This is a genomic window from Chitinophaga sp. CF118, assembly GCF_900112615.1.
GTDB lineage: Bacteria > Bacteroidota > Bacteroidia > Chitinophagales > Chitinophagaceae > Chitinophaga.
In genome coordinates this window covers 26,044-40,618 of the sequence record NZ_FOMK01000002.1, presented here as the reverse complement: position 1 = coordinate 40,618, position 14,575 = coordinate 26,044, and the positions used below count along the sequence as shown (strand labels likewise).

Genomic DNA, 14,575 nt, shown 5'->3' with positions numbered 1-14,575 from the left:
ACTAAAAGAAGGTCGGCATAACTATCGATCTGACAAATAATGCAGGCGTCATCCTGATGGATGAACCCACTATCGGCTTGATTCCAGAACAACTAATGAACTGCTGAACCAGTGATATTAATGCCAGTGCTCCTCAGAAATTATATTTAGAAACCATTTAGGCATTCATCATACATGTACAGTCAAATTCCTACTGCCGCTTCTGCATTAATAACCCCCCATCCAAATTTACTGCTTCTGTTATAAGCGTTGCTCGCGCTTCTTGTAAGTCGCGCAACAATACTATCCTTCGGATAAGCGGGATACTTACTCCACACCAGTGCTGCAATGGCCGCACAACTGGCAGTCGCTACTGAGGAGCCGCCCACTGTAGAGGGTACATCTCCGCTCATTGCGGTCGAAAGTGGATTCCTTCCTGTACTGGTCTTCTCCATCACAATCACAAAGTCCACTTTACTTCCTACATGACAAGGGCCACAACGATCAGTGAGATTGTCCTTAATACCGGTTACGGCTATTACCTGCGGCTGATTTGCCGGGAAGATAACTCCTACAAAACTTGCAAAGAAAGATGTGGAAGTGCCCGCTGCACAGAACATCAGTTTCTGTTTGTTAAACGCATAGCTTAGCGCATCTTTTATTTGACCTGAACTGAAAATCGTGCCCATACTCATACTGATTATTTTTACGGAAGGATCATCAGCTCCCAGCACATACGCATTAGTAACACCATTAATCGCAGCAGAGGAGAGGATCACAACATTTTCGGCAGCATGCACGGTAATAAGATTGCTGTTGTATGCAATACCCGCTGTATTGCCGTCAATGCCTCTCGGCGCGGCAATAACACCTGCCATACTGGTCCCGTGTCCGCATTCATCATTCACGGATGCCCCTGAAAAGGTAACCAGCTTTTGAATACTCCGTCCGGAAGATAGACCCTGATTAAAAGCATTCCCAAGATTCTCCTGTGCATCGCTGACTCCTGTATCAATCAACATAATTGTCACATTCTGTCCGCTGCTTTTAGCCCATGCCTGGTTGATCCTGTGATAATCGTAGTTCCAGGATGCTTTAGCGCCCGGAAGGATCGGGGTATAATCAATGTTCGTTACAAGATCTGTTTTTGGTACATTATAACCGCATCCTGAGGATAAGATGCTGGAGGCTGCCTCAAGGTCAGATTTTTTCGTGTCGTCCATATATGCGCCATAACCGATAGGTTCTGCATACCGCACCAGGGGGGATGCCCGCAATGCTTTTAGCGTGGCAAACTGGCTCACCTTCACGTTGATCATTGGCAGGGACCCTTCTTTAAAAACGATCTGTGTAACGTCCGACTGCTCATTTTTTCTCACAAGAGCGAGTATATCAGCTCGTGCTTCCTTCCAGGCAGCACTCTTAAAATCGATGGTATGGATCTTTTTGTCAAGGTCTCTTACCCCTGCTGGCTGATAACCAATGGAAAGCACACTGTCAGACTGGATCAGGGCGCTCCATGTCATAGTATCCCCGGCCATTTTCCAGTCAAAGTATTCATGCTGCTTTAATTGCTCTTCCACAAAGTTGTTAATGTCTGCTTTGGGAATAACAGTAGAAGGGTTACGAAATACCTGGAAGCGGGTTTCTGTTTTGGTGCAGGATGAAAATAACAAACAGGCTGCAATGATGTACGTGGATTTCATAGTAAACAATTTGGGGTACAACAGGAAGTTAAGAAATTACACCAAATGTTATACCGCAGTTTCAAAGCATTATTTGGATATTATCTTAAAAGTAATAGATTTGCAATATTGTTGCAATTATTCAGATTGTCAATTTATGCCGGGAGTGGAATAATACACATTTACATATACTAATCAATGATATTAGCGAAAGGAATTACTTATTCGTACAGGGGAAGGTCTGCCCTGCACTATCCGGATCTTTCCTGTAATCCGGGAGACGCCTTGTTACTCACCGGTAAATCAGGTTGTGGTAAAACAACATTGCTGCATATCCTGGGAGGATTACTGTCGGACTATAAGGGAGAGTTGCGTATTGATAATGTATTGCTGAACAATCTCACTACCACCCAACTGGATACATTCAGAGGGCAACGTGTTGGTATTGTATTTCAACGCGCACACTTTATCCGCTCCATCACTGTAAAAGACAATATACTCGTTGCTGCGAAACACAATAAAAATCTGCAGCAACTGGCAGAGAATCTGCAGATCAGTCACCTCTTGAATAATTACCCTTCCCGCCTCAGTCAGGGGGAACAGCAACGGGTTGCTATTGCAAGGGCACTCATTAATAAGCCGGCCGTACTGCTTGCAGATGAACCTACGAGCAGTCTCGATGATGAAAATGCAGCTGCTGTTATTACCCTGTTAAAGGAGCAAGCTGCTCTGTATCAGAGTGCTTTGGTAATAGTAACGCACGATGATCGACTGAAAAAAGAAATCTCTAAAAGCATCTCTCTGCTATGACACTTAAACTCATCATCCGAAATATATTATACAAGCCGCTGTCAACAGTGTTAAGCTGGATACTGCTCTTATTCGGTGTGGCTATTATATCATTGTTGTTAGTCGTACAACAACAACTGGAACAAAAGTTCAGTAACGATTTGCAGGATGTAGATCTTATAATAGGGGCGAAGGGCAGCCCATTGCAACTGGTTTTATCCGCTATTTATCATGTAGATGCACCCACCGGGAATATCTCCGAAAATGAAGTGAACAGGATCATACACAACCCATTAATTCAGCAATCCATTCCATTAGCTTATGGTGACAACTTCCGGGGATACTGCATTCTGGGAACAGATAGCTCCTACATAAAAAAGGCACAGTTTGCAAGAGGAAAACTTTTTCATCAGTCAATGGAAGCCGTATTGGGAAGTAATGTGGCGGCTACTAATAATATGGATGTCGGCAGCACTTTTATTGGCACACACGGACAAGGGATTCATGGTCACCAGCATAAAGGGCATTATTACAAAGTCGTTGGGATTCTGCGGCCTACCGGTACAGTGATCGATAATCTGGTAATCACCAACATTGCTACAATAAGAGAAATTCACGAGCATCATGATGATGGCGATGTTGATGACCATAATGAAAAACAGATTACAGCTGTGCTGGTCAAATTTCGCAGCCCTATGGGACTCATGATACTGCCGCGAATGATTAATGAAACAACGAATATGCAGGCTGCTTCACCTGTGCTGGAAATCAATCGTCTTGTCGGGCTCATGGGCATAGGCGTAATTACTTTACAATATATCGCTATTGCTATCATGATAATGGCAGGGCTTAGTGTATTCATTTCATTATTCAATCGTCTCCATGAACGGAAATACGAAATGGCATTACTTCGCTCACTAGGATATAGCCGTTTCCGTCTTTTCAGTATCATCATGGCAGAGGGATTACTTTTATCTGTTGTTGGTTTTATCAGTGGTATTGTAGTCAGTAGGATAGGACTGCTTCTGCTGAACAACTATGCTTCTGCTGAATATCATTTCAATCTGCAGGCCTTTAGTTTTCTAAACGGAGAAATTGTGTTACTGGTCGTAACCCTTGGTATCGGCATCATCGCATCTGTTTTTCCTGCATTAAGCGTCTTTAAACTAAATATCTCTAAAACCCTGGCAGATGAATAAGTTTATATTATTAGTTAGTTGTTTAGGTGTTCTGCAATCATTCGTATTACAGAATGAAGTTTTACCCGTAAGCTGGGATACCTTGCAGGACGTGCCTTTCAGAGAAGCATTTGTAAAGGAGATAGGAGGGTACATGCTTTTCCCCAACTTTACACCTGCTTTAAAAAAACTCGACGGGAAAATAGTAAGAATAGAAGGATACGTCGTTCCTTTTGATAAAACCGGCGCTAAGATCGCCCTCTCTGCCAACTCTTATGCTGCATGTTTTTTCTGTGGAAAGGCTGGACCGGCTTCCGTTATGACAATTAATCTTAAAGTACCCAATACAAAATATCGGACTGACCAATACCGCAGTTTTAAAGGAAAACTACGCCTTAACGAAAAAGATGTGAATGAGTTCTATTACATTTTGGAAGGGGCCGAACAGGTAAAACAATAAAATATTTAATTTATTATGATAACGAACCGTTTACCAGTAACGGTGCTGAGTGGATTTCTCGGTGCCGGTAAAACTACTTTGCTCAATCATATACTGCACAACAAGGAAGGGATGAAAGTAGCCGTCATTGTAAATGACATGAGCGAAGTAAATATTGATGCACAACTTATTAAAAATGAAAATACACTGAACAGAACAGAAGAGCGGTTAGTGGAGATGAGTAACGGATGTATTTGTTGTACACTGCGCGAAGATCTGCTCATTGAAGTAGAGAAGCTCGCTAAAGAAAATAAATTTGATTATCTCCTGATAGAAAGTTCCGGCATCAGCGAACCGTTGCCGGTCGCGCAGACTTTTACCTATCAGGATGAAGCAAATGGTACAGATCTGAGTAAAATTTCCCGCCTGGATACACTCGTTACCGTTGTAGACTGCTTTAATTTCTTCAGAGATTTCAGCAGTATACAAACATTACAGGAAAGGCAGGTAACAGATATGGAAGGAGATTACAGAACTATCGTAAACCTGCTCACAGATCAGATCGAATTTGCAAACGTAATCGTCCTTAATAAAACTGATATGATGAAACCTGGAGAAGTTGGGGTCCTCAAATCTGTAATGAAGAAACTCAATGCAAATGCTAAGATCATAGAATCTTCTTTTGGCAAGGTAGACTTGAAAACCATCCTCAATACCAACCTGTTTGATTTTGAAGAAACCAGTCAGAGTGCCGGTTGGATAGAAGAACTGAACAAGTCGCACCATACGCCGGAAACTGAAGAATATGGTATCAGCAGTTTCGTGTTCCGTAGTCGCCGTCCGTTTCATCCCGAACGCTTCTGGGAATATCTCAATAATCACTGGCATTCCGGTGTTATCCGCAGTAAAGGATTGTTCTGGCTCGCTTCCCGGAAAGACGATGCTTTGAACTGGAGCCAGGCAGGCGGTAGTCTTCGTGCCGAGCGTGCCGGTGTATGGTGGAGCAGCATGTCTTACAAAGAAAGGATCCGTTACGCTTCCTTTCTGGATAATCAGGCAGAAATAGAAAGTAAGTGGGATAAACGTTTTGGTGACAGGCAGAATGAACTTGTCATCATTGGGAAGGAATTGGATCAGCATCAGATCACAATGGAAATGGAAGCATGTTTGTGTAATGAAGATGAAATAAATGCAATGGAGAGAGGAGATACCTTCCAGGATGAATTCCCTTGTTAAAAAGGAGCTTATCTCGGTTGGCATATTTCTGATAGTGAGAGAACACTCTTAACGCAAACATAACACAAGGCTAAATTTGCGATGTATATTTTCGCACCGCAATACTATTCGCCAACTTTTTTGTGTTATGATGAAGAATCTGAACGATGCGGAGCTATTATCACTAGTGAAAAAGGATGATGAAAAGGCATTTGAGACACTTGTATACAGGTATAATGTTACGCTGTACAAGTTCATCTATGCGCGTATCCGCGAAGAACATGACACCAAGGATCTGCTTCAGGAGATTTTTATCTCCTTTTGGAAAAACAGGCAGAACATTATTACACAGGATCGAATTCTCTCTTATTTAACCCGCGCAGCATATTATGCGGTGATCGATTGGCAGATTCAGCATAAAAAGATTCTTGCCAGGCAAACCGTATTACTTGAAAAAGATGAGCCAACCGCTTTTCCTATAGAGGACCAGCTGATTTCAATGGAGCTGAGAAACGAAGTAGATTCCGAAGTATCTAAGATGAATGATACAATGAGAAAGGTCTTTGTATCAAGCCGTTGGGAAGCAAAATCTATTCGCGAAATAGCGGTAGAATATGGTCTTTCAGAGCAAACCGTTAAGAATTATATCTCCCTTGCGCTTAAACGGATCAGACTAAAACTGAATACAGATCACTGGATGCTTGTTTACATTTCGTTAACATTGTGTTCACAATTCCTTAATGGTACCGCCTGCATGATTTAAAGACTTTACTGATGAATGGGAACATCATCAGACAAAGCTGCCATCTTAGCGCTTTTAAAAAAGTACAGATCCGGTGAATGCACACCGGAAGAGGTAATACGTATACAGGAGTGGTTTCATTCCTTCGAGAATGAGCTTCCGGACGATCCGGCATTTACAGCTGCTGCTAATGAAGCGGCGGGAAATGTAATGCGTAAGCTGTTCCCGGAAGTAAAAAGGATTAGTTATGTCCCCCTGCTACGCGTAGCTGCAGTTCTCGTAGTGGCATTAACGGGACTTCTGTTTTTCTTCAGGCATTTCAAAGGAACACCTCCTCCCGTTACATATGCGGAGATCAATGTTGGAAAAGGAAAGCGGAAAAAGATCACATTACCCGATGGTACTGTTGTTACCATGAATGCACTGTCTGCATTGAAAATTCCATCCAACTTCGGAAAAGAAAAAAGAGAACTGTTCCTCATAGGAGAAGGAGTATTCGATGTTAAAAGTGACGAAAGCAAACCTTTCATCATTCACACTGGTAAATTAAGGACTGTCGTACTGGGTACTTCTTTTGATATCAAGGCATATCCTGAAGAAAAAGCGATACAGGTAGCTGTATTAACAGGAAAAGTACGGGTAGAAAATGATCATGAAGTACTGGCTGCCAGCGTTACACATAACCAGATGCTTACGTACAATGAACAGAAAAATGAACATCAGCTGAAAGTCGCAAATGCCGCTGAAATAGCCGACTGGCAGACAAACCGGTTCTATTTCCAACAGGCTACCATTGCTGAAATCGCTGCTGTATTGGAAAGACAATATAATATTACCATTACTCTCAGTGGTAGCACCAAAAGAACTTGCCGTTATACCCTGCAACTGAAAAATGAGCCTATTGAGAATGCAATGCATCTATTATCCCAGCTTTCAGGAATCACTTATCATATAAATAATCATGAAATAAAAATCAACACTACGTCATGCGAATAAAATGTAATGCGCCAACTTTTTTTACCCGGCATTTGCGCTTGCTGGTAATATTTTTCTTTTGTCATGTGATCTGTTTTGCAAATGAAATGCATGGGCAGAATATCACCATTAATGTACGCGACACACGCATCAGCCTCAATGTTAAGAAAGTTCCGTTGAGAGATGTTTTCATATTAATCGAACAGAAAACAGGTATTTCCATAGGGTACAATGCAACGGCTGTAAATGCGGGCCAGCTGGTAAACTGCAAAGCAGAAAGCGCAATGTTGTCTGCCGTATTGCAACAACTCCTGGCAGACTATGAAGGTTCTGTTAAACAGGTAGATGATAAACACATCTTCCTGAAAGTAGAAAAGAAGAAGATAGCTGAAAAGCAGCTAGCCCCCACTATAACGGCTGTGCAGATAGTAGTTTCCGGAAAAGTGACAGACGAAAATAATCAGCCCATACCCGGTGTGAGTATATATGAGAAAACAACAAAAAAGAACACCTCTACCGACGGAGATGGTAAATACAGTATCGCGGTAAATACCGGTGATGTACTTGTGTTTAATTTCATTGGTTATGCTCCATACGAAGCAACTATAACAGATCAGCCTTCACTGAATGTGCAACTGAAAGTACAGAATAGCCAGTTAAAAGAAATCGTAGCTATCGGTTATCAGTCAGTAAGGAAAAGCGATGTTACTGGTGCTATTTCCAGTGTGAAAGCAAGTGAGCTGAATCTTACATCTCCTTCTGTAGGACAGGCACTCGTTGGTAAAGTGGCCGGTGTGATGGTATCCCAGGTGAGTGGTGCTCCTTATGCGAGCACTAAGATCAGAGTGCGTGGCATAGGGTCTATCAATGCTTCTTCCAATCCGTTGTATGTAATAGACGGTTATCCTATGGACAATGATATTTATATCAATCCTGAGGATGTTGAATCAATAGATATCCTGAAAGATGCTGCTTCTGCGGCTATTTATGGTTCCAGAGCTTCTGGTGGTGTGGTCCTGATCACTACCAAACGTGGTAAGGATGGCAAAGGTAAATTTGAGTACGACTTCCAGTCAGGTATCAACCAACTGGCTAAAAAGGTGAAGTTGCTGAATGCCGACCAGTTTTCACAGTTAATGGTAGATGCCCGAAATAACTCTTATCATGACTTCATGGTAAATGCTAATAAACCATGGACAGATGCTATGTATTCTGATGATAACGCTACCCGTATCGCAAATATTGGTAATGCCAATGCCATTAGTATAGCACCTGAATTTTATGATTTCGCTAATCAGAAGATCATCAAATCAAAGTACAACACTGACTGGCAGGATGAATTATATAGAAATGCTTTCTTTGCAAGACATAACCTTTCATTCTCAGGGGGTAAAGATAATGTTCGTTATTATCTGAGTGGTGGTTATCAGAATCAGGATGGTATTATATTAAATACAGGGGTTAAGAAAATTAACATTCGTGCAAATATTGATGGCAAGGTAAATGCAAAACTGAAAGTAGGCATGAATGTTTCTTATACCAATAACCAGAACAGAGAAACGGAAGAAGGGCGTTGGGATCATAATCCTATAATGGCAGCTTTGCTGATGTTACCTTCATACCGTGCTTATGATGAGAAGGGTAATATTGCAAAGAATGAGGTAGCGAAATTTTCTTCAACCTATGGCTATAACAGCTTCGAGAATCCAATTGCATTGGCAAAGGAAATCAATATTACCAGGAACGGCAACAGAGGAACTTATAATGCTTATGCTATTTATGAGATCCTCCCTGCATTGACCTTTAAAGCAAACCTGGGAATGCAAAGTTATTCGGAAAAGTATAACTATTACTACCCAACCAGTTTAAGCTCTGGAGTAAGTGCACCTTATTCTGTTGATGCTAAAAATGCAGCAAATGCAAAAGCAGAAAATACCACGTACCTGGATAAGCTGGGAGAGTATACTCTTAACTATAATAAACAGATCAATAAACATAAAATTGATGTATTGGCTGGTTATACTGCTCAGAAAACAACAAATGATGTGCTGCAGGTACAAGCCAAAGGATTTGACAATGACCGTATCCAGGATGTGAGCGCCAAAGGCGCTGCAGCAGCTTATTTCACCTTAACAAAAGCTACAAGGAGAGTAACAACTTTGTTATCTTACCTGGCTCGTGTTAATTACAACTATGACAGTAAATATTTCATCACGGCTTCTTTCCGTACAGATGGATCATCCCGTTTTGGACCCAAGAATAAGTGGGGTACTTTCCCATCTGTTGCAGCAGGATGGAATATATCTAATGAATCTTTTTATCATGATTGGCTGGGCCAAAACTCCACTCTTAAATTGCGTGCCAGCTGGGGATTGAGTGGTAATAATAATATTGGGGATTACAAATCAATACAAGTAATGGCTAAGCCAACTGGTGTTGTAATTGGCGATAATGTATTGAATGCAGCTTATCCAGATGATATCAGAGATGAAAAACTGGGTTGGGAATCAACATCCCAATATAATGCGGGACTGGATGTCGGCTTATTTAATGGGCGTATATCTGTGATTGCCAACTACTATCTGAGTTATTCTTATAACTTACTGTTTGATCAGCCTATTTCTGCAGTGTCCGGATCTGCAACTATGCTTACCAACCTGCGTGATTCAAAAATACGCAACAAAGGGATAGATCTGCAGATTGATGCAAGGGTAATTGATGGGAAAGATTTTCACCTTAACCTCTCGGGTAATATCTCTGTGAACAGAAATAAAGTACTTGATATGGGTGGTGCCAGCACTATCATTACCGCTGGTGCAGAACGTTCTTATAAAACTCATATCACACAAACAGGGCAACCAGTTGGCATGTTCTATGGCTTTAAAGTTCTGGGTGTAGCTACTGCGGATAATTATAATAAAGTAGCACCGTCTGCTTCATCATCTAATCCAATGCATCCGGGAGACCTTTACTTCTATGATAAAACAGGAGAGGGTGTTGTGAATGACGCTGATAAAGACGTGATCGGTAATCCTTATCCTAAATTCACTTACGGCTTTAATCTGTCTGCAACCTATAAAGATTTCTATTTCAGTTCTTCATTTAACGGTTCTTATGGTAACCAGGTATTGGACGGACAGGATTATTATCTCTATAACATGGAAGGTTCCGGTAATCAGTATGCAGATGTTGCAGAACATTTCCGTTCAATAACAGAACCTGGTAACGGACATATTTACCGGCCTTCAAGAGCTGGTACACAAAGTAACAGCACCAGGTTATCTACATTCTATCTGCAGGATGCTTCTTATTTCAGATGCACAAATGCAACTCTTGGCTATAACTTTAAATTCCGTTTCCTGCAGGACCGCCTGGGTATAAGTCGCGCTACTTTATTTGCCAGTGTAGACAATGCCTTTACGATTACAAAATACAAAGGGTATAATCCAGAAGTTGATTTTAACGTAAACAGCACGACAAATTCAAATCTTGCTCCAGGTGTCGATTATGGTATGTATCCCCTTGTACGTGCTTATAATGCAGGCGTAAAACTGGCTTTCTAATTTCTTTCATACAGAAACAGACATAAAATGAAAAATATACTTTCTATAATATTATTTCTCACAACTGCAATGTTTTTATCATCCTGCAGCAAGGATCTGCTGGATCAGACAGACCCTAACGCATCGACTATAACTGATTATTATCAGTCGGAAAACGATGTGCTGGTGGCAGTGAACGGCGTTTATCAGTCATTGAGAAGCGGTAACTGTATTGGTGAAACCAGTGGATTGTTTACTGAAGACCGCGCTGGAAATACTGGTGGTATTGATGTGCAATCTAATTCCGGAGAACCTTTTCAGTTTGGTGATTTTTCTCTTCTGCCAAGTAACTCTTACGTGAAAAATCATTGGCTGGCCTTTTATCAGTCTATTACCCGTGCCAATATTTTATTATCAAATATAGACAGGGTGGAATTCGCCAATGCAGATACAAAAGCAGGTTACATAGCTGAAGTAAAGTTTATCCGTGCATTGATGTATTTCCACCTCGTACGCAAATGGGGAGATGTACCATTGGTAACAAAACAATTAACTTCAACTGAAGTTCCCGATTATACTTTCCGTGCAAAAGATACGGCTGTATATGCACAGATTGTAAAAGACCTGAAAGATGTATTGGCCAGTCCTTTACCGAATTTTCAGACAGGAGCCAACTTAGGTAGAGTCTCCAAAGCAGCTGGAAATGCATTACTTGGACAGGTATACCTTACCATGGCAACTACAATTGATGAGGGCAAGAAGAATGAAAACCTTACAAATGCTAAGACATATCTGACAGCCTGTTATGATATGCGTACTTTCACTAACCTAAAGGATATTCCTTACGCGGATGTTTTTGATGTTACCAAAAAAACTAAATGTCCAGAGCTAATCCTGACCATCGTTTACAAACAGGGAGATATAGATAATTCTTCTGCCATCGCCCGCAATAACCAGGCGAATTTAGAAACCATAAACTCCAAAAGAGTAACTACAGGAATAGGAGGAAATGTAAGACATGACCTCGTAAATGAGTATGAAACAACAGACCCTCGCAAAGATTTTTCCATTAAATATGCGAATGCATCAAATGTAAAAGACTGGTTCGTTACCAAGTATCGTGATACATCTTCATTGGCAGGTAGCAATGGTTATGGCGGTAATGATTGTCCATTGATCCGCTATGCAGATGTGATCCTGATGCTGGCAGAGGTAAATATGTACCTGGGAGATAATGCGACTGCGATATCTTATCTGGATATGGTCCGTGCAAGAGCTGGTTTGCCCGGCTACACAGTATCGCTTACAGATGCTGATTACAGTACTAAATATCCTACATTGAAACTGGCAATATTACACGAGAGGAGGATAGAGTTAGCCTTTGAGCATAAATACTGGTTCGACCTGCTGAGGTTTTTTACAACTGATGAACTGGTGACCCATTTCCATGCAAAGAATCAGGGAGACTTTGGTACTCCCAAGTTAAGCAACTTTACAAGAAAAGACCGCTACTTCCCGATTCCTTTTGATGAATACAAACTGGATCCTGTTAAAATGTACCAGAATCCGGGATACAACTAATAAACGTCAATGCTGATCTTATAAAAAGCTTCGTAAGGATTGCCATAAAACTGCAATCCTTATGAAGCTTTTTAATTTAAAAATCAGTCAAGAGGGTATTATATATTATTCAATCAGCCTCACTAAAAGCCCATTTATCAGGTAAGTATTACCCTGAAGCCATGCATATAGTTGAACTTTTTAATCTTATTCAAAACCCTGTTGAAAAGTAAATCTGGCAGAGAAATACCCTGATAAAATGTTGAAATTGATTAAATTATTAGATAATTACTTAGAAGGAAAATAATTTATATATCTTTACGCCCATTCATTCTATTATTTAACCACCTTTATTCAACCTTATGGGACAAACGAACTTACCAGAGTTTTTTAAATGCGATGATTATTTTATTGACGAAAAAGTAGGACTCCTCAAATTTTCAAATGCGTACAAAGTGTACAATGAGCAGGGGCAGCAGATTGGCAACGTCCAGCAAACCGTTCCTCTCTGGCACAAATTTTTACGTTTATTTCTGAGTAAAGCTATATTTCCGTTCACACTGGATATCACAGACATGAACAATGTAGTTGTGGCCAGTATTCAACGTGGCTGGACTTTCTGGACGTCTAAAATCCTGATCCTGGATGGTAATGGCACGCAGATAGGTGGTATCAAGCAGAAATTTGCATTTATGAAACCCCTGTATCATATTACCAATCAGTATGGTGAAACAATAGCACAGATCAAAGGTGACTGGAAAGCCTGGAATTTCAGCATTGTAGACTCTAATGAAAAAGCATTAGGTACGATCTCTAAAAAATGGGCCGGTATCCTGAAGGAAGCATTTACCACTGCCGACAAGTACCGCGTTACTATTGAGAAAGATTGTCCGGAAGATGTTAACAAAATTGCCATCGTAGCTGGTGCTATCACTATTGATATGGTTCAGAAAGAAGCAAAGTAAGATTTGAATAAATCTATTGGGCTGATCAGCAATTATTTAGCGGATCAGCCCTTTCTGTTTCAAATCCGCAATAAGTAAACGCTGATTAGCTTTAGGATATCTGGGGGATATAGCTACTAATTTAAGTAGTTTTTAAGTCTTTGCTTATCTCCTTCAGCTATTAACTTTTCCTCTCAACACAATAAAAGGCAAGAATTTACGTATCTATTCCAAAGGTTACTTGATATTTACCTTTACCTAATGAGAGTTTTAACCGACTGGTAATCATTGTAAGGTTATTATTGTAATTTTTAATATAAATTGCGTAATTTTCGCCCTGATTACTAATTTAGACACTGGTTGAGCTTCCTTTACAAGATGCCAGACCTACTGATTTTATATGAGGCCGATCCTATGTCTTTTTTTAATTATTGTGCAGTTAATAGCAAGGGGGCAGACTGCTGCTCCACCGCCAGCCAGCTCACCGCCAGTCGCTGCGCCAGCGGACAGTGTAAAAACAAAAAAGGGGAATTTCGAAACCGAATTCAAAATGAAATCGGGGAGTTGCCTCGGCTTCGGACAGGTGAACCTCAGTATGGGAGAAGTAGGGTTCAGGATTGTTGTCTTTTGTGAAAGTAAAAATAGCAAGAATGCCCGGTTAGAATTCCGGATAGATAAACCAAGAGGTAAAAAAAGCAGGAAGATAGGGACACTGAAAATTCCATTTACCGGCGATACAACATTTACACTGAAATTTACAGGAAATCCAAAGTACTCTAACGGGGTACACGACCTCTATCTGGTAGCTAAAGGTAGCAGTCCTTTTAGTATTACCTCCATCTCTTTTGTACAGGAATATTAACCAGCCTGTTATATTGCTCATTTAGTATCTTCACCAATCAATTAAATAAGAAATGCCACTTATTACTATCAGCCCGATCCAACCGGATGATAATCCGGTAATAGCCCATATCGTAAGGAGTGTATTAACAGACTTTGGTCTTAACAAGCCTGGAACGGCATTTGCAGACACTACATTAGACCACTTATCAGATATCTACCAAACACCGCGTTCTATATATTATGTTGCCAGAATAGATAAAGAAATTGCCGGCGGAGCTGGTATTGCCCCACTGGAAGGAGGTCCCGTACATATTTGTGAATTACAGAAAATGTACCTGTTGCCTGCATTTCGTGGAAATGGTATTGCCCGCGCATTAATAGAAAAATGCCTCGATTTTGCACGTACGGAAAATTATACTCATTGTTACCTGGAAACCGTATCCGAACTTCAGAAAGCCATTAAACTCTACGAATATTTTGGATTTAAACACCTTGATAGTCCACAGGGTAATACCGGTCATTTTTCCTGCACTAACTGGATGTTAAAAGAATTATAAATCTTTAATTATTTTTTCTATTTTAGGCCTGTGGATGACACTAGCGAACATGTGTTATAACCCATTATGAAAACAAACCGTATTTTTTGTTCGTACTAAAAGCATAAAAAAGATATTGTAGCACATC

The 14,575-nt window shown here is 40.7% G+C and carries 12 protein-coding genes; 11 read left to right on the top strand and 1 reads right to left on the bottom strand.

From position 1 onward, the window contains the following. Positions 1 to 182 precede the first annotated feature (182 nt). Positions 183 to 1,685 (bottom strand): S8 family peptidase, encoded by a 1,503-nt coding sequence (locus tag BM176_RS08495; protein WP_090101801.1) that lies wholly within the window; start codon positions 1,683 to 1,685, stop codon positions 183 to 185. A gap of 177 nt (positions 1,686 to 1,862) precedes the next feature. On the opposite strand from BM176_RS08495, the gene BM176_RS08490 reads away from it, so the two are divergent. From BM176_RS08490 to BM176_RS08440, 11 genes are all read left to right on the top strand, one after another. Beyond that, complete coding sequence (locus BM176_RS08490; RefSeq protein ID WP_090101798.1) at positions 1,863 to 2,474, top strand: ABC transporter ATP-binding protein; 612 nt, start codon at positions 1,863 to 1,865, stop codon at positions 2,472 to 2,474. After that, complete coding sequence (locus BM176_RS08485) at positions 2,471 to 3,652, top strand: ABC transporter permease (RefSeq protein WP_090101796.1); 1,182 nt, start codon at positions 2,471 to 2,473, stop codon at positions 3,650 to 3,652. The genes BM176_RS08490 and BM176_RS08485 overlap by 4 nt, the downstream gene beginning before the upstream one ends. Beyond that, positions 3,645 to 4,091, top strand: a complete 447-nt coding sequence (locus BM176_RS08480; RefSeq protein ID WP_090101794.1) for a hypothetical protein — start codon at positions 3,645 to 3,647, stop codon at positions 4,089 to 4,091. Before BM176_RS08485 ends, BM176_RS08480 begins: the two co-directional genes overlap by 8 nt. 15 nt (positions 4,092 to 4,106) lie before the next feature. Then, positions 4,107 to 5,306, top strand: a complete 1,200-nt coding sequence (locus BM176_RS08475) for a GTP-binding protein (protein ID WP_090101792.1) — start codon at positions 4,107 to 4,109, stop codon at positions 5,304 to 5,306. Between the two features lie 127 nt (positions 5,307 to 5,433). Continuing rightward, entirely contained in the window at positions 5,434 to 6,048 is a 615-nt protein-coding gene (locus tag BM176_RS08470) for an RNA polymerase sigma factor (RefSeq protein WP_090101790.1), read from the top strand. A gap of 15 nt (positions 6,049 to 6,063) precedes the next feature. Next, on the top strand, positions 6,064 to 7,023 hold the full coding sequence (locus BM176_RS08465) for a FecR family protein (RefSeq protein WP_090101788.1): 960 nt from the start codon (positions 6,064 to 6,066) through the stop codon (positions 7,021 to 7,023). Further along, positions 7,014 to 10,565 carry a SusC/RagA family TonB-linked outer membrane protein gene (locus BM176_RS08460; RefSeq protein WP_090101786.1) on the top strand — a complete coding sequence of 1,184 codons (3,552 nt, stop codon included), beginning with the start codon at positions 7,014 to 7,016 and terminating at the stop codon, positions 10,563 to 10,565. Before BM176_RS08465 ends, BM176_RS08460 begins: the two co-directional genes overlap by 10 nt. A gap of 27 nt (positions 10,566 to 10,592) precedes the next feature. Further along, the gene (locus BM176_RS08455; RefSeq protein ID WP_090101784.1) at positions 10,593 to 12,125 is read left to right on the top strand and encodes a RagB/SusD family nutrient uptake outer membrane protein; all 1,533 of its coding nucleotides are present in this window, start codon (positions 10,593 to 10,595) and stop codon (positions 12,123 to 12,125) included. A gap of 341 nt (positions 12,126 to 12,466) precedes the next feature. Next, positions 12,467 to 13,069, top strand: a complete 603-nt coding sequence (locus tag BM176_RS08450) for an LURP-one-related family protein (protein ID WP_090101783.1) — start codon at positions 12,467 to 12,469, stop codon at positions 13,067 to 13,069. A gap of 379 nt (positions 13,070 to 13,448) precedes the next feature. Then, positions 13,449 to 13,910, top strand: coding sequence for a carbohydrate-binding protein (locus BM176_RS08445; RefSeq protein ID WP_090101781.1), 462 nt, complete (start codon positions 13,449 to 13,451; stop codon positions 13,908 to 13,910). Between the two features lie 52 nt (positions 13,911 to 13,962). After that, on the top strand, positions 13,963 to 14,448 hold the full coding sequence (locus BM176_RS08440; RefSeq protein ID WP_090101779.1) for a GNAT family N-acetyltransferase: 486 nt from the start codon (positions 13,963 to 13,965) through the stop codon (positions 14,446 to 14,448). Positions 14,449 to 14,575: the final 127 nt, after the last annotated feature.